The organism is Mesorhizobium sp. M0761, assembly GCF_040320205.1.
In the GTDB taxonomy this organism is placed as follows: Bacteria; Pseudomonadota; Alphaproteobacteria; order Rhizobiales; family Rhizobiaceae; genus Mesorhizobium.
Map to the genome: position 1 here is coordinate 74885 of NZ_JAMYPF010000024.1, position 16863 is coordinate 91747.

Annotated in this window: 14 protein-coding genes and 1 pseudogene; 10 read left to right on the forward strand and 5 right to left on the reverse strand. The window is 62.8% G+C overall.

The window, feature by feature from the left end; translation table 11 throughout:
* Positions 1–11: 11 nt before the first annotated feature.
* Genes xdhB through uraH form a run of 3 tightly spaced genes read right to left on the reverse strand, consistent with a single transcriptional unit; the run spans position 12 to position 4237 of the window.
* Entirely contained in the window at positions 12–2378 is a 2367-nt protein-coding gene (gene xdhB, locus NKI32_RS28120; RefSeq protein ID WP_023742580.1) for a xanthine dehydrogenase molybdopterin binding subunit, read from the reverse strand.
* Positions 2378–3859 carry a xanthine dehydrogenase small subunit gene (gene xdhA, locus NKI32_RS28125; RefSeq protein ID WP_023742579.1) on the reverse strand — a complete coding sequence of 494 codons (1482 nt, stop codon included), beginning with the start codon at positions 3857–3859 and terminating at the stop codon, positions 2378–2380. The genes xdhB and xdhA overlap by 1 nt, the downstream gene beginning before the upstream one ends.
* A 3-nt stretch (positions 3860–3862) precedes the next feature.
* Entirely contained in the window at positions 3863–4237 is a 375-nt protein-coding gene (gene uraH, locus NKI32_RS28130; RefSeq protein WP_023683492.1) for a hydroxyisourate hydrolase, read from the reverse strand.
* Positions 4238–4421: 184 nt separating this feature from the next.
* On the opposite strand from uraH, the gene puuE reads away from it, so the two are divergent.
* Genes puuE through NKI32_RS28150 form a run of 4 tightly spaced genes read left to right on the forward strand, consistent with a single transcriptional unit; the run spans position 4422 to position 7824 of the window.
* The gene (gene puuE, locus NKI32_RS28135) at positions 4422–5840 is read left to right on the forward strand and encodes an allantoinase PuuE (RefSeq protein WP_353004608.1); all 1419 of its coding nucleotides are present in this window, start codon (positions 4422–4424) and stop codon (positions 5838–5840) included.
* A 32-nt stretch (positions 5841–5872) separates the two neighbouring features.
* Entirely contained in the window at positions 5873–6730 is an 858-nt protein-coding gene (locus NKI32_RS28140; protein WP_460221618.1) for a bifunctional allantoicase/(S)-ureidoglycine aminohydrolase, read from the forward strand.
* Positions 6727–7227: an ureidoglycolate lyase gene (locus tag NKI32_RS28145; protein WP_023671382.1), complete on the forward strand. Its 501-nt coding sequence runs from the start codon at positions 6727–6729 to the stop codon at positions 7225–7227. The genes NKI32_RS28140 and NKI32_RS28145 overlap by 4 nt, the downstream gene beginning before the upstream one ends.
* A gap of 3 nt (positions 7228–7230) precedes the next feature.
* A complete protein-coding gene (locus tag NKI32_RS28150; protein ID WP_023742576.1) occupies positions 7231–7824 on the forward strand; it encodes a nucleoside deaminase in 594 nt (197 codons plus the stop codon).
* A 10-nt stretch (positions 7825–7834) separates the two neighbouring features.
* Here the strand turns inward: NKI32_RS28150 and NKI32_RS28155 are convergent, their stop codons facing one another.
* Both NKI32_RS28155 and NKI32_RS28160 read right to left on the reverse strand, forming a co-directional pair.
* Positions 7835–8146, reverse strand: coding sequence for a BrnA antitoxin family protein (locus tag NKI32_RS28155; protein ID WP_023729703.1), 312 nt, complete (start codon positions 8144–8146; stop codon positions 7835–7837).
* A pseudogene (locus NKI32_RS28160) lies at positions 8133–8379 on the reverse strand (BrnT family toxin). The gene NKI32_RS28155 and the pseudogene NKI32_RS28160 overlap by 14 nt, the downstream one beginning before the upstream one ends.
* Positions 8380–8558: 179 nt before the next feature.
* On the opposite strand from NKI32_RS28160, the gene NKI32_RS28165 reads away from it, so the two are divergent.
* The 6 genes from NKI32_RS28165 to NKI32_RS28190 all read left to right on the forward strand — a co-directional run bounded on the left by NKI32_RS28165 (position 8559) and on the right by NKI32_RS28190 (position 16654).
* Positions 8559–10541, forward strand: a complete 1983-nt coding sequence (locus tag NKI32_RS28165; protein ID WP_023729702.1) for a CocE/NonD family hydrolase — start codon at positions 8559–8561, stop codon at positions 10539–10541.
* A 154-nt stretch (positions 10542–10695) separates the two neighbouring features.
* Positions 10696–12282: an ABC transporter substrate-binding protein gene (locus tag NKI32_RS28170; protein ID WP_023671387.1), complete on the forward strand. Its 1587-nt coding sequence runs from the start codon at positions 10696–10698 to the stop codon at positions 12280–12282.
* 16 nt (positions 12283–12298) lie between these two features.
* Positions 12299–13258, forward strand: a complete 960-nt coding sequence (locus tag NKI32_RS28175) for an ABC transporter permease (RefSeq protein ID WP_023739639.1) — start codon at positions 12299–12301, stop codon at positions 13256–13258.
* A 9-nt stretch (positions 13259–13267) separates the two neighbouring features.
* Entirely contained in the window at positions 13268–14095 is an 828-nt protein-coding gene (locus NKI32_RS28180; protein ID WP_023703637.1) for an ABC transporter permease, read from the forward strand.
* On the forward strand, positions 14095–15750 hold the full coding sequence (locus NKI32_RS28185) for an ABC transporter ATP-binding protein (protein WP_023694741.1): 1656 nt from the start codon (positions 14095–14097) through the stop codon (positions 15748–15750). Before NKI32_RS28180 ends, NKI32_RS28185 begins: the two co-directional genes overlap by 1 nt.
* 64 nt (positions 15751–15814) lie before the next feature.
* Entirely contained in the window at positions 15815–16654 is an 840-nt protein-coding gene (locus NKI32_RS28190) for an alkaline phosphatase family protein (RefSeq protein WP_023683484.1), read from the forward strand.
* Positions 16655–16863: the final 209 nt, after the last annotated feature.

Sequence of the window (16863 nt, forward strand, 5' to 3'; positions counted from 1 at the left end):
CCAGGTCAGAGTCAGGCGCTATTCTTGGCTTCACCCTTCAGCCGTTCGATCGCCATCAGCACCCGTTCTGGTGTTGCAGGAGCGTCGAGACGCGGACAGACCTTATGATCGGCCACACTTGCCACCGCGTCCGACAGCGCATGCAGCACAGACATGCCGAGCGGGAAGGGCGGTTCGCCGACCGCCTTGGAACGGTGCACCGTCGGCTCGTTGGCCTCCGGCCAGTCGGCCAGCGTGACGTTGAATATCTTCGGCCGGTCGGACGCGAGCGGGATCTTATAGGTCGACGGCGCGTGCGTGCGCAGCCGGCCCTTGTCGTCCCACCACAGTTCCTCCGTCGTCAGCCAGCCCATACCCTGGATGAAGCCGCCCTCGATCTGGCCGAGATCGATGGCGCGGTTCAGCGAGCGGCCGGTGTCATGCAATATGTCGGTGCGCTCGACGACATATTCGCCGGTCAACGTGTCGACCGAGACTTCCGAGCACGAGGCGCCATAGGCGAAATAATAGAACGGACGGCCCTCGCCCTTGTCACGGTTCCAGTGGATTTTCGGCGTCTTGTAAAAACCCGCCGCCGACAGTTGGATGCGGGCCATATAGGCCTGCTTGACGAGGTCGGTGAAGGCGATCTCCTGATTGCCGATGCGCACCCGGTTGGGCAGGAAAAGCACCTGCTCGCGCGGCACCTGGTATTTTTCGGCGGCGAAGTCGGTCAGCCGTTCCTTGATCTGGCGGGCGCCGTTCTGCGCCGCCATGCCGTTGAGGTCGGTGCCGGACGACGCCGCGGTGGCCGAAGTGTTCGGCACCTTGCCGGTGGTCGTCGCGGTGATCTTGACCTGGTCGAGGTCGATCTGGAACTCTTCCGCCACCACCTGCGCCACCTTGACGTAGAGGCCTTGCCCCATCTCGGTGCCGCCGTGATTCAGATGCACCGAACCGTCGGTGTAGACATGAACCAGCGCGCCGGCCTGGTTGTAGTGGGTGGCCGTGAAAGAGATGCCGAATTTGACCGGCGTCAGCGCCAGGCCGCGCTTGATGAAGCGGCTGTTGGCGTTGAAGGCCTGGATGATGCGGCGGCGCCCCGCATAGTCGGCGCTCGCCTCCAGCTCGGCGACGATGCGGTGGATGATGTTGTCCTCGACCGTCTGGTGATACGGGGTGACGTTGCGGCCCCCGTCTTTATCACCACTGGTGCCATAAAAATTCTGCTTGCGGATTTCGAGCGGGTCCTTGCCGACGGCAAAGGCAACCTCGTCGATGACGCGTTCGGCACCGACCATCCCTTGCGGGCCGCCGAAGCCGCGAAACGCCGTGTTCGACACGGTGTTGGTGTAAAGCGGCGCCGATTGCGCATGCACCGCCGGCCAGAAATAGGTGTTATCGCAATGGAACAGCGCGCGGTCGGTGACCGGGCCGGACAGGTCCGATGAAAAGCCGCAACGCGCCGCGAACATGAAGTCGACGCCAAGAATGTTGCCGGCGTCGTCGAAACCTACTTCGTAGTCGACGAGGAAGTCATGGCGCTTGCCGGTGGCAATCATGTCGTCGTCACGGTCGGGCCGAATCTTGACCGCGCGATGGTGTTTCTTGGCGGCGATCGCCGCCAATGCCGCAAACTGGTTGCCTTGCGTCTCCTTCCCGCCGAAGCCACCGCCCATACGGCGGATTTCCACCGTGATGGCATTGCTCGGCACGCCCAGCGCATGGCTGACCATATGCTGCACTTCGCTCGGATGCTGGGTCGAGGAATAGATGGTGACGTCCTGGTCCTCGCCAGGAATGGCCACTGCGATATGGCCTTCGAGATAGAAATGCTCTTGGCCGCCGATGCGCATCTTGCCCTTCAGCCGGCGCGGCGCCGCCTTGATCGCGGCAGCGGCATCGCCACGCTTCAGCGTGAGCGGCGGCGTGACCAGCTTGTCCTTGCGGGGGTCGAGATCGCCAATGTCGGTGACGAAAGGCAATGGACTGTATTCGACCTTGGCCAGCCGGGTGGCGCGGCGCGCCTGTTCGCGCGTCTTGGCAATAACGCAGAAGATCGGCTGACCATAAAACTGGACCTTGTCGTCGGCCAGCACCGGCTCGTCGTGTCGACCGGTCGGCGAAATGTCATTTTCGCCCGGAACGTCCTTGGCCGTCAGCACATCGACGACGCCCGGCGCCGCGCGCACCGCCGACAGATCCATTTTGCTGATCGTCGCATGCGTCGCCGTGGACAGGCCGAGGCAGCCATGCAGCATGCCCGCCGGTTCCGGCATATCGTCGATATAGACCGCGCTGCCGCTGACATGCTTGTGCGCGGAATCGTGGCGCTGGTCGGCGGCGACGCCACCGGAAATCTTCTGCGCCTTGAGATCTGGAGAGGCGTGCTTGTTCATCAGGCCGCCTCGTTGCGTGACACCTGGAACGGCGCCTTGCTGCCGCTGGTTTCGGCAAAAAAGCGCAGCAGCAGGTTCCTGGCCGCCAGCGCCCGGTATTCGGCCGATGCCCGCATATCGGTCAGCGGGGTGAAATCGCCGGCATATTCAGCCATGGCCGCTTCCACCGTTGTCTCCGTCCACGGCTTGCCGAGCAGCGCTTTTTCGACACCGAAAGCCCGCTTCGGGGTGGCCGCCATGCCGCCATAGGCGATGCATATATCGGCCACGGTTCCGTCCTTGGCCAAGTCGAGGAAAAAGGCGCCAAGGGCTGCGGTGATGTCCTCGTCGCGGCGCTTGGTGATCTTGTAGACGGCAAACTTCGTGCCCTTGGCCGGCACGGGAACGTGCACGGCCTCGACGAATTCGCCTGGCTGCCGGTCCTGCTTGCCATAGGCGATGAAGAAATCCTCGAGCGCAATGGTGCGCCGCTTCTTGCCGCGGCGCAGCGTCAGTTGCGCACCAAGCGCGATCAGGGGCGGCGGCGTGTCGCCGATCGGCGAGCCATTGGCGATGTTGCCGCCGATGGTGCCCATGTTTCGTACCTGTTCGCCGCCGATGCGGTCGAACAATGGCCCGAGCGCGGGGATGCGCTTGGCCAGTGTCGCGAAGGCGTCGGTGTAGGTGACGCCGGCTCCGATGGTGATGACGTCATTGTCTTCGGAGATCGCGCACAGCCCCTCGAGATTGCCGATGAAGACTACCGGTGAGATGTCGCGCATGTGCTTGGTGACCCACAGGCCGACGTCGGTCGAGCCGGCGACAACAGTGGCGTCGGGTTCCTTATCCAGTACAGCGGCGAAATCATCGGCGTTGGCCGGGACGACCAACCTCAGCTTGCCGGCGCCGATTTCGACGCGGGCACCGTCATGCATAGCCTCGAGCCTGGCGGTGATCGCCTTGCGCTCGGCCGCCAGCGGATCCTTCGCCGCCTTGCCGTAGCTGGAGATGGCACGCGCGGCGCGCATGATTGCCTCGTAGCCGGTGCAGCGGCAAAGATTGCCTTGCAAGGCCTTTTCGATCGCGGCATTCGACGGGTCCGGCGACTTCATCCACAGGCCGTAGAGCGACATGACGAAGCCCGGCGTGCAGAAGCCGCATTGCGAACCGTGGAAATCGACCATCGCCTGCTGCACCGGATGCAATTGGCCAGGCGCGCCGCGCAGATGCTCGACGGTGACGACATGGGTGCCGTCGAGCGAGCCCAGGAAGCGGATGCAGGCATTGACGCTTTCATAAACCAGCTTGCCGGCGGACAATTTTCCGACCAGCACCGTGCAGGCGCCGCAATCGCCCTCGGCGCAGCCTTCCTTGGTGCCGCGCAGCGAGCGGTCGAGCCGCAGCCAGTCGAGCAAGGTCGCGTCGGGCGCCACCGACGACAGCGCGACATCCCTGCCATTGAGGATGAAGCGGATCTCGTTGCGTATTGTGATCTTGGCCATGCGTCAGCTCCCCCTGTAGGTCGAGTAGCCATAAGGAGAGATAAGCAACGGCACGTGATAATGCACGGATTCCGCCATGCCGAAGCGGATCGGCACACTGTCGAGGAAGGCCGGTTCCGGCAGTTTGGTGCCCTGGCCGCGTAGATAGTCACCGGCGGCGAACACCAGTTCGTATTCGCCGAGGCGGAATTCCGCTCCTGCCAGCAGCGGCGCATCGCAGCGGCCGTCGGCATTTGTGACGATGGTCTTCAAATGTATCCGCGCGTCGCTCTCAAGATGATAAAGCGCGATCGACAGGCCCGCCGCCGGCTTGCCGGTCGCGGTGTCGAGCACATGCGTCGTCAGACGTCCGCCATCGGCTCTCGACGTTTCTGCCACTGGCGCCTCCCATTTCCGATACAGCCGAACAAAGCAGTGAATTGTGCGCCAATTAAAGGCGATGCATAAGTCCCGGTCGAGCGGAGTGGCACAAAAACACTTTCAAAAATTTCGGGGGAATGCGCGAGCAACCCTTTCGACTATCCTGATCATAACTTCCGGCAGCGTCCGGCGGGGAGGGGCAATGCGTTACTCTAGAGACATGCGCGGCTACGGAGCCAATCCGCCGGATCCGAAATGGCCGGGCGGTGCGCATGTGGCCGTCCAATTCGTCGTCAACTACGAGGAAGGCGGCGAGAACTGCGTGCTGCACGGCGACAAGGCCTCGGAAGCCTTCCTGTCGGAAATCGTCGGCGCCGCGCCCTGGGTCGGCCAGCGCCACTGGAACATGGAATCGATCTACGAATATGGCGCGCGGGCAGGCTTCTGGCGGCTGCTGCGCCTGTTCAGCGAGGCGCAAGTGCCGGTGACCTGCTACGGGGTCGCCTCAGCATTAGCCCGGTCGCCCGACCAGGTGGCGGCGATGCAGGAGGCCGGCTGGGAAATGGCCTCGCACGGCCTGAAATGGATCGACTACCGCGACCACAGCGCCGAGGACGAGCGCCGCGACCTCGAAGCGGCGATCAAGCTGCACTACGAGGTGACGGGCCAACGGCCGACCGGCTGGTACACCGGCCGCACCTCGGTCAATACGGTGCGGTTGGTGGCCGAAGAGGGCGGCTTCGACTATGTGTCGGACACTTATGACGACGAACTGCCCTACTGGTTCGAGCACAGCGGCGGCGCGCAACTCGTCATCCCCTACACGCTCGATGCCAACGACATGCGTTTCGCCACGCCGCAGGGATTCAATTCCGGCGACCAGTTCTTCTCCTATTTGAAGGACAGTTTCGACACGCTCTATGCCGAGGGCAAAGCGGGCCGGCCGCGGATGATGAATATCGGCCTGCATTGCCGCCTCGTCGGACGTCCTGGTCGGGTGGCGGCGCTGAAGCGCTTCGTCGACTATGTGAAATCGCACGACAAGGTCTGGCTGGCGCGGCGGATCGATATCGCCAGGCACTGGCAGGAGAACCACCCCTACCAGCCGGCGGCGCTCAAGCCGTCGAAGATGGCGTTCGAAACCTTCGTAGACACTTTCGGCGGCGTGTTCGAACATTCGCCCTGGATCGCGGAACGTGCCTATGAGCTGGAGCTTGGGCCGGCGCATGACAGCGCCGGCGGCCTGCACAATGCGCTCTGCCGCGTCTTCCGCGCCGCCAGCGAAACCGAGCGGATCGGCGTCCTCAACGCCCATCCCGATCTCGCTGGCAAACTAGCCGAAGCGAGACGCCTCACTGCGGAATCCACACGCGAGCAGGCCTCCGCCGGCCTCGACGCGCTGACCGACAAGGAGCGCGAGCTGTTTTCCAAGCTCAACGCCGCTTACGTCACCACCTTCGGCTTTCCCTTCATCATCGCGGTGCGGGGCAAGACCAAGGAGGAGATCCTCGCCGAGTTCGAGGCGCGCATCGGCAACAGCCGTGGCGTAGAACTCGATACCGCCTGCAAACAGGTCGAGCGCATCGCGCTGCTCCGCCTGAAAGACATGCTCCCGCTCTAATGAAATGACTGAGGGGTCAGGACCCAATGGATATGATCAAGACTGACCAGAAAACCTATTATGCACCGCATGGCGGCCATCCCGGCCAAAATGAGCTTTTGACCGGCCGCGCCGTCTTCACCGAGGCCTATGCCGTCATACCGAAGGGAGTGATGCAGGACATCGTCACCAGCCCACTGCCGTTCTGGGACGAGACCAGGGCCTGGATCATCGCCAGGCCGCTTTCGGGTTTCGCCGAGACATTTTCGCAGTACATCGTCGAGGTCCTGCCCGGCGGCGGCAGCGACCGGCCCGAGCCGGACGCCGGCGCCGAGGGCGTGCTGTTCGTGGTTGAGGGCGAGTTGACCGTTTCGCTGGCCGGCAAGAAGCACGTGCTGCAAGCCGGCGGTTTTGCCTTCCTGCCGCCGGACAGCGGCTGGACGGTGCGCAACGAAGGTCGCGACGCCGTACGCTTCCACTGGATCAGGAAGGCCTATGAGGCCGTCGACGGCATCGACGCGCCGGAAGTCCTGTTCAGCAGTGACCAGCAAATGGCGCCGACGCCGATGCCCGGCACCGAGGGTCGCTGGGCGACGACCCGTTTCGTCGATCCAGCCGACATGCGCCACGACATGCATGTCACCATCGTTACGCTCGAGCCTGGCGCCGTCATCCCGTTTGCCGAGACGCATGTCATGGAGCACGGGCTCTATGTCTTGGAAGGCAAGGCGGTCTACCGCCTCAACCAGGACTGGGTCGAGGTCGAGGCCGGCGACTTCATGTGGCTGCGCGCCTTCTGCCCGCAGGCCTGCTACGCGGGCGGCCCAGGCAAATTCCGCTATCTCCTTTACAAGGACGTCAACCGGCACGCCAAGCTCGGCGGGGCGGGCATTGGCGGTCGCGCGCGGTGACCCGCATCACAGCGCGGCCGCTGACCCGCGAAAGCTTTGCCGGCTTCGGCGATGTCATCGACATGGGCGGCGGCAATCACTACCCGATCAATGGCGGCAAGACCGAGCGCTACCAGAATCTCGCCACCGCTGAAGCCGCGGGACCGAATGCCCGCGTGCTGATCTCGATGGCGCGCGGCACGCCTTACGACCTGCCGCTGAAGCTGACCATGGTCGAGCGCCATCCCTTAGGCAGCCAGGCGTTCATCCCGCTGTCACCGCGGCCTTTCCTGGTCGTCGTCTGCCATGACGGCAAGGACGGTCCGCGCGAGCCGCATGCCTTCATCACCGCACCGGGGCAAGGCGTCAACTATCCGCGCAATCTCTGGCACGGCGTGCTGACACCACTCGGTGAAGCGCAGGATTTCGTCATCGTCGACCGCGGCGGTGACGGCTCCAACCTCGAAGAGTTCCATTTCTCGCACCCCTACGAAATCCATCTCCCCAACGAGACCTGAGAAATGACCGACATATCGCTGATCGACCGCCTGCTCGATGTCATCGAGCACGACATCGTGCCGAAAACGGCAGAGGGCGTGGCCCATGGGAACAAGCTGTTCGGCGCCGCCATCCTGCGGAAGGGCGACCGCTCGCTGGTGCTGGCCGAAACCAACAACGAGATGGAAAATCCGCTCTGGCATGGCGAGGTGCACTGCCTGAAGCGTTTCTATGAAATGCCGAAAGCCGAGCGCGTCGACACCAAGGACGCCATCTTCATCGCCACGCATGAGCCCTGCTCGCTCTGCCTGTCGGCGATCACCTGGACCGGCTTCGACAATTTCTACTACCTCTTCAGCCACGAGGATTCACGCGACAGCTTTGCGATCCCGCACGATCTGAAAATCCTGAAAGAGGTCTTCACTCTTGATCCCGGCGGCTACAATGCCGAGAACGCTTATTGGAAGAGTTTTTCCATTCGCAGGCTGGTGCGGACGCTGCCCGAGGCCGAGCGCGGCCGGCTTGAGGCAAGGATCGGCAATATTTCCGCCCGCTACGACGAACTGTCCGGCGCTTATCAGGCGCGCAAGGCCGAAAACGACATTCCGCTGAACTGACGCGGATTGCCTAGCCTACCTTCGCGTTTTTCAGCACCTCGTTGATCCTGGCCTGCCAGCCCTTGCCGGTCGCCTTGAATTTACTGATGACATCCTGATCCAGACGGATGGACACGACTTGCTTAGGCTTCTCCACGGCTGGCCGGCCACGAGCACGCCTTATGCTCTCGAAAAGTTCTGGAAACACTTCCGCGAAAGGCCTGGCTTGCGCCAACTGTTCGTCTGTCGTCTCCGTATCGTCGGGATCATCAACAATTTGTCTTTGAATTTCCACTTCCTCCGCATCGGTAAGCGGTCGAACACGCGATTTAGGATTGTTCATATACTGACCTTTCCTTTCGGCTGGCACGGCGCATCGAGATCACCTCCGAACCAAGCGGCTTGAAAATCACGGCCAGGATGATCTCTCCGAATTCGCCAATCGCCTTGAACCGGTCGGCCTTGGCTGGAAGGACGGTTGAAGTCGCAAAAAAACTCAATATCGAGTTCGGCAAAATCGAGACCCCGGCTGTCCAGGTTCGTCACGCGCTTTGGCTCATCCCAAACGATTTTCAGGCGAAATCCTCATCACGTTGGGTTCAGTTAATAAATGTAATACATTAATTATAATCCTGCAACATCAGGGCAAAACAATCGGGCTACATATCGTGGCGTCGTCGCGGCGACACCGGCCGTCGCCCGTTTGACTTCATGACATGCCCGCTCCATGCGTCACTGACATCCTGGAGCATCGCATGAAAACCATCACCGAATTTCCCCGCAAGGTCGTCGAATTCCCCGATATGGGCATCGTCATGCCGGATGGTTGCCGGCTGTCGGCGCGGGTTTGGATGCCGGAGGACGCCAGCAGCGATCCGGTGCCGGCGATCCTCGAGCACCTGCCCTACCGCAAGCGCGACGGCACCATCTTTCGCGATCAGCTGACGCATCCCTATTTTGCCGGCCACGGCTACGCCTCGATCCGCGTCGACATGCGCGGCAATGGCGATTCCGAAGGTCTGATGGACGACGAATATTCCGAGCAGGAATTGCAGGACGCCTGCGATGTGATTGCCTGGGCGGCAGCACAGCCCTGGTGCAACGGCAGTGTCGGCATGATGGGCATTTCCTGGGGTGGCTTCAACTGCCTGCAGGTGGCGGCCAAGCAGCCGCCGGCGCTGAAGGCGGTGATCAGCCTGTGCTCGACCGTCGACCGCTACGCCGATGACATCCACTACAAGGGCGGCTGCCTTTTGACGGAAAATTTCGGCTGGGCCTCGACCATGTTGTCCTATTCGTCGCGACCGCCGGATCCGCTGATTGCGGGCAACCGCTGGCGCGACCTCTGGCTGACGCGGCTGGAGAACCAGTCTTTCCTTCTGCCGCTCTGGCTCAGCCATCAGCATCGCGACGCCTATTGGAAACGCGGTTCGATCTGCGAGGATTTCTCCGCGGTCAAAGCCGCCGTGCTGTCGATCGGCGGCTGGCATGACGGCTACCGCAACACGATTTCGCATCTGGTCACCAACATCCAGGCGCCGGTGAAGGGCATTGTCGGGCCATGGATCCACAAATACCCGCATTATGCCGAACCCAAACCCGCCATCGGCTTCCTGCAGGAGGCGTTGCGCTGGTGGGACAGCTGGTTGAAGGGCGTCGACACCGGCGTCGAGGCCGACCCGGACTACCGCGCCTATGTCATGGACAGTGTGCGGCCGGCGCGCTGGCACCCGGAGCGGCCGGGCCGTTGGGTGGCCGAACAGGAATGGCCGTCTCCCAACATCAAGGTCGGGGCGATCGAACTCATTGCTGACGGCGTCAGGCCGGCGATCGTGGCGACCCCGCAAAGCTGCGGGCTCGCCGGCGGCGAATATTTTCCCTTCACCTTTGGCCCGGAACTGCCCGGCGACCAGCGCCCGGACGATGCGCTGTCCGTCTGCTTCGATCAGCCTGTGCTTGCCGAGGCACTCGACATCGTCGGCGCGCCGGAGCTTCTCATCCGGGTGTCGTCCGATCGCCCGCAGGCGAACATCGCGGTGCGGCTGTGCGACGTGCACCCCGACGGCGCCTCGGAACTGATCTCCTACGGCGTGCTCAACCTGACGCATCGCGCTTCGCACGAACAGCCGCAAGCGCTGGTGCCGGGCGAAACGGTTTCGGCGCGCGTTATTCTCGACCAGTGCGCCTACCGCGTGCCGGCCGGACACCGCCTGCGCATCGCTGTTTCCAACGCTTACTGGCCGATGATCTGGCCGTCGCCGGAGCCGGTGCGGCTCGACCTTTCAGCGGCGACGCTGAGGCTGCCGCTGCGCCCGCTCGCAAAAAGCGACGAGACTTCATTCCAGTCTCCCGAAGGCGCAACACCCTGGGCAACCGCGACAGTTCGTGCAGCGAATTCCGAGCGTCACGTCGATCGCGATGAGAAGACCGGCATCGTCACGCTCTCGATCACGGATGATTTCGGCGAAGTGCGCGATCTCGCGCATGGACTGGCCAATGGCAGCATTGCCCGCGAGAGCTGGACGATCCACCCCTACGACCCGCTGTCTGCCTCGGGCCGGACGCACTGGACGCAGACCTTGTCGCGAAACGGATGGTCGGTGCGCACCGAGACATCGGCTGAAATGCGCAGCGACGCGCAAAACTTCGTCGTCAGCGCCAGAATCGAAGCCTATGAGGGCGAAACGCTGGTTTTCGAACGCGATTTCGAAGAGACGATCCCGCGCGACCTGCTCTGAGCGTCCACGCGACTGGTCCAGTTGCGACGCACGATTTACGCCACGGCATGTCGCATTCCGTCTTGCTTACCGCTTTGCCTTCCGGTCAATATCCCTTTGGTAACAACAAGCAAAAAACGACCATAAGGTCGAACCAACAGAGTGAGGAACTCAAATGTCCAACGAACTCGAATATCTGAGCCGGCGCGTTGCGTCCGGCAAGCTGAGCCGTCGTGATTTCCTCGGCCGCGCCGCAGCACTCGGCGTCACAGCGCCCTTCGCCAATATGCTGCTTTCCAGTGCGGCTCGCGCGGAAGGCCCGGTCAAGGGCGGCACGCTGAAGGCCGGCCTCGTCGGCGGCGAATCCACGAACAGCCTGGACCCGGCTTTGTTCATGACGCAAGTGCCGTTCGCTTTTGGCAAGATGTGGGGCGAGCTGATCGTCGAGCTGTCCCCGGAAGGCAAACTCGAGAACCGCATCGCCGAAGAGATCGGCTCGTCGGACGACGCCAAGGTGTGGACGCTGAAAATCCGCGACGGCGTCGAATTCCACAACGGCAAGACGGTGACCGCTGAGGATGTGGCGGCAACCCTCGAGCGCCATTCCGATGAAAAATCGAAGTCCGGCGCGCTGGGCTACATGAAAGGCATCGACAGCATCAAGGCCAGTGGCAAGGAAGTCGTCCTGACGCTGAAGGAGGCCAACGCCGACCTTCCCTATCTCCTCAGCGACTACCACCTCATCGTCCAGCCCAACGGCGGCAAGGACAAGGCGGATGCCGGCATCTCGGCAGGACCCTACAAGGTCACCACCAACGAGCCCGGCGTGCGCCATGGCGGCGAGCGCTTCGCCAATTACTGGCAGGCCGACAAGATGGGCCATGCCGACCAGATCGAGATCATCGTCATCAACGACGCGACCGCGCGCACGGCGGCCCTGCAGGGCGGCCAGGTCAACATGATCAACCGCGTCGAGCCGAAGATCGTCGACCTCATCAAGCGCGTACCGGGCGTCACCATCCGCAACCATGCCGGCCCCGGCCACTACGTCTTCATCATGCATTGCAACACCGCGCCCTTCGACAACAGCGACCTGCGCATGGCGCTGAAGCTCGCGATCGACCGCGAAGAGATGCTGAACAAGGTGCTGCGTGGCTACGGCTCGCTCGGCAACGACTTCCCGATCAATTCGTCCTATCCGCTGTTTTCCGAGATCGAGCAGCGCAAATATGATCCCGACAAGGCCAAGTTCCACTACAAGAAGTCGGGCCATGACGGCACCGTGCTGCTGCGCACCTCCGACGTCGCCTTCCCTGGCGCGGTCGACGCCTCGCAACTCTTCCAGCAGAGCGCGGCCAAGGCCGGCATCAAGATCGAGCTCAAGCGCGAGCCCGGCGACGGCTACTGGAACGAGGTCTGGAACAAGCAGCCCTTCTGCGCCTCCTATTGGGGCGGCCGCTCGACCCAGGACCAGATGTACTCGACCGCCTATCTGTCGACCGCCGACTGGAACGACACCCGTTTCAAGCGTCCGGACTTCGACAAGCTGGTGCTGGCTGCACGCGCCGAACTCGACGAGACCAAGCGCAAGCAGATGTACCACGACATGGCCGTGCTGGTGCGCGACGAGGGCGGCCTGATCCTGCCGATGTTCAATCAGTTCATCGATGCGACAGGCGCCAAGGTCGGCGGCTGGGTAGACGATCCGCATCAGGAGCTGATGAACGGCTACGCGCTGGCGAAGTGCTGGCTCGAAGCCTGAGCCCGGCTTTGCGGATATGTCCTCACCCGTCGTGAAACTTGTGGCCCAGCGCGTTGCGCTGGGCATCGTCCTCTTGCTGGCCGTTTCGGTCCTGATCTTCGCCGGCACCCAGATCCTGCCCGGCGACGTCGCGCAAGCCATTCTCGGACAGTCGGCGACGCCGGAATCGCTCGCCAATTTGCGCGAGCAGCTCGGCCTCAATCAGCCGGCTTACGTCAGGTATTTCCATTGGCTCGGCGGTGCACTCACCGGCGACCTCGGCACGGCGATGTCGAGCGGCCAGGATATCGCGACCTCGATCAAGGGGCGGCTGTGGAACACGCTGTTTCTCGCCTTCTGGGCGGCGGTCGTGGCCGTGCCGCTGGCGATCATCCTCGGCCTGATCGCCGTGCGTTACCGCAACGGTTGGGTCGACAAGCTGATCTCCGGCCTGGCGCTCGCCTCGACCTCCTTCCCGGAATTCTTCATCGGCTATGTGCTCGTCTACTTCTTTGCCGTGAAGTATCAATGGTTCCCGGCCATTTCCACGGTCTATGACGGCATGCCGTTCGGCGAGCGTATGCAGGCGATCGCGTTGCCGGCCGCCGCGCTGACGCTGGTTGTGCTGGCGCATATGATGCGCATGACCCGCGCGGCCATCCTCAACGTCATGCAGTCGGCCTATGTCGAGACGGCTGAACTGAAAGGCCTGTCGGCCTTCAACGTCATCCGCAAGCATGCTTTCCCCAACGCCATCGCGCCGATCATCAATGTCGTCATGCTCAACCTCGCCTACCTCATCGTCGGCGTCGTCGTGGTCGAGGTGATCTTCGTCTATCCCGGCATGGGGCAATATCTGGTCGACCACGTCACCAAGCGCGACGTGCCGGTGGTGCAGGCCGTCGGCCTGATCTTTGCCGCTGTCTACATCACTCTCAACATCATCGCGGACATCGGGGCGATTGTCGCCAATCCGCGCCTCAGACATCCGAAATAGGCGGCGGGCATGCTCGATATCAAACGCATCCCCATTCCCGCGCTGATTGGCATCGTACTGACGACGATGTTCGTCGTGGCGGCTGTCTTCGCGCCATGGATCGCACCACACGGCAATGCCGAGATTGTCAGCGACGTTCCTTGGGAACCGATGTCCGCAGCGCATTGGCTGGGCACCGACAATCTCGGCCGTGATCTTCTGTCGCGCATGATCTACGGCGCTCGCATCACGCTGTTCATTGCGGTGCTGGCAACCGCGCTGTCATTCTCGCTCGGCGCCATCCTCGGCTTTTCGGCGGCGGTGTTCGGCGGCTGGTTCGACACGCTGCTGTCGCGCCTTGTTGATCTGCTGATGTCGATCCCGACCCTGATCATGGCCCTCGTCGTGCTTTCGGTGCTGCCGACCAACCTGGTGACGCTGATCCTGGTGATGGGCGTCCTCGACTCGACCCGCGTCTACCGGCTGTCGCGCGCGGTGGCCGTCGACATCAACGTCATGGATTATGTCGAGGCCGCCAAGCTGCGGGGCGAAGGCAGCGGCTGGATCATCTTCCGCGAGATCCTGCCCAACGCGCTTTCGCCGCTGGTCTCGGAACTTGGTCTGCGCTTCATCTACGCGGTGCTGTTCTTGTCGACGCTGTCCTTTCTCGGCCTTGGCGTGCAACCCCCGGATGCCGACTGGGGCGGCATGGTCAAGGAAAACAAGGACGGCATCGTCTTTGGTATCGGGGCGGCACTCATCCCCGCCGCGGCGATCGCAGCACTGGCGATTTCGGTCAATCTGGTCGCCGACTGGGTGCTCAACCGCACGACAAGCCTGAAGGGAGGACGCGGGTGATGGCTGACACAAAAGCAAAGCCCGGCCTGCTGCTCGATATCCGCAATCTGCGCATCGAAGCGACAGTGTTTCCGCCCGGCGAGGCGCCGAAGAACATCGTTTTGGTCCACGATGTCTCGCTGACGCTGGAAAAGGGCAAGGTGCTCGGCCTGATCGGCGAGTCCGGCGCCGGCAAGTCGACCATCGGCCTGTCGTCGATGGGCTATGGCCGTGGCGGCGTGCGCATCACCGGCGGAGAGGTGCTGCTCAACGGCCGCGATATTCTCAAGGGCGGCAAGGAAGGTTTCCGCAAATTGCGCGGCCGCGAGGTCTGCTATGTCGCGCAGTCGGCGGCCGCCGCCTTCAATCCGGCGCACAAGCTGATGGACCAGGTGGTGGAAGCAACGCTGCTGCACGGCACGGCGACACGCGCCGAGGCCGAGAAACGTGCCGTGGCGTTGTTCAAGAAGCTCAGCCTGCCGAACCCCGAAATCATCGGCGAACGGTTCCCGCACCAGGTCTCAGGCGGCCAGTTGCAGCGCGTGATGACGGCTATGGCGCTGTGTTCGGAACCTGACCTGATCGTCTTCGACGAGCCGACCACGGCACTCGACGTTACGACGCAGATCGACGTGCTGGCGGCGATCAAGGACGCCATCCGCGACACCCATGTCGCGGCGCTCTACATTACCCACGATCTTGCCGTCGTCGCCCAGGTCTCGGACGAGATCATGGTGCTGCGCCATGGCAGGCTGGTCGAATGGGGCGGCACTCGCCAGATCATCAAGGAGCCGCGCCAGGAATACACCAATGCGCTGGTCTCGGTGCATGAGATCGAGCATGCCGAGCAGAAGCCCGGCGCCGCGCCGTTCCTGTCGGTCAAGAACGTCACCGCCGCTTACGGCGGCAGCCATGTCAAGGTGCTGAAGAACGTCTCGGTCGACATCTTTCCGGGACAGACGCTGGCTGTCGTCGGTGAATCCGGCTCCGGCAAGTCGACGCTGGCGCGCGCCATCACCGGGCTGTTGCCGCCCGAGGAAGGCACCGTCACCTTCGACGGCAGGCCGCTCGCCAACAGGCTTGCCGACCGGCCGAAGGAGGATCTGCGGCAATTGCAGATGATCTACCAGATGGCCGACGTGGCGATGAACCCGCGCCAGACCGTCGGCACCATCATCGGCCGGCCGCTGGAATTCTACTTCGGCATACGCGGCCGCGAGCGCGACAAGCGCGTCGCCGAACTGCTCGACGAGATCGAGATGGGCAAGGGCTTTCTCGATCGTTATCCGGCCGAACTCTCCGGCGGCCAGAAACAGCGCGTCTGTATCGCCCGCTCGCTCGCCGCCAAGCCCAAGCTGATCATCTGCGACGAGGTGACATCGGCGCTCGACCCGCTGGTGGCCAACGGCATTCTCAAGCTGCTGCTCAACCTGCAGCAGCACGAGAAGGTCGCCTACCTCTTCATCACCCACGATCTGGCGACGGTGAAGTCGATCGCCGATTCGATCGCGGTGATGTACCGCGGCGAGGTGGTGCGCTACGGCGCCAAGAGCAAGGTGCTGACGCCGCCCTTCGACGCCTATACCGACCTGCTGCTGTCGTCCGTTCCCGAGATGGAGATCGGCTGGCTGGAAAAGGCGATCAAGGGACGGCGCATGGCGAGCGCGGGGAATTAGTAGGGAATTCGCGGCCTTTGTCGCGAAAACTTCCTTCAACGGCAAAAGCTTTCCGGAGCCGCCCATGGCGCTTAAGACCAAACTGCTGCTCATCATTCTCGATGGCGTGCCCTACCGGAACTGGCGCCGGCTGATGGGCAATCTCGAGGGCTGGGTGCAGTCGGGCGAGGCGCAGGTGTGGAAGATGCGCTCGGTGCTGCCGTCGACCTCGGCCTGCTGCTATGCCTCGATCCACACCGGGGTTTCGCCGCAGGAGCACGGCATCCTATCCAACGAGAACCGTTTTCTCGTCAACAAGCCGGATATTTTCTCCGAGGTCAGCAAGGCCGGCGGCAAGACCGGCGCGGTGACGCATTCCTACTGGTCCGAATTCTTCCGTTCCTATCCGTTCGATCTGGTCGAGGACATGGAGTATGACGAGCCCAACGGACCGATCGCGCATGGCCGCTTCCACACCATGACCGGCTACAATGCCCGCAACCAGATGACGCCGAGCGATGTCGACCTGTTTGCGACGCTGACCATGCTGACCCGGCGCCATGCCATCGACTACGGTATCCTGCACACCTGCACTCTGGATTCGATGGGCCACCGCTTCGGCCATGACTGCCACGAAATGGACCATGCCTGCTATGCGATGGACGGCATGCTGGCAGCCTTCCTGCCGGGCTGGCGGCAGGCCGGTTACGAGGTGATCGTAACCGCCGACCACGGCCAGACAGACCGCGGCCATCATGGCGGCCGTGACGATGAAATGCAGGATTTCGCGCTGTATTATTTCGGAGCCGGCAAAGGGCCGGATCCGGACACGCTGCTTGATCAGCTGCAACTGGCGCCGACGGTGCTGAAGCGGCTGGGTGTGCCGGTGCCGGAGACCATGAAGGCTAAGCCGTTTTTGGGATGACGGAGGTCGTCGCTGAGCCGCCGTTCGCTACCCCCTCTCCCCGTCACTATACGGGGAGAGGGTAAGGGTGAGGGGCAGCGCTAACATCAAAACAAATACCCCAACGCCGGCGCCGCCCCTCATGGCCCTGCCGGTGTCCAGCCGATAGATGGGTAACACTTTGAACCGGATACATAGGTGACACTTCTCTCCCCCTATGCGTCCGCCGC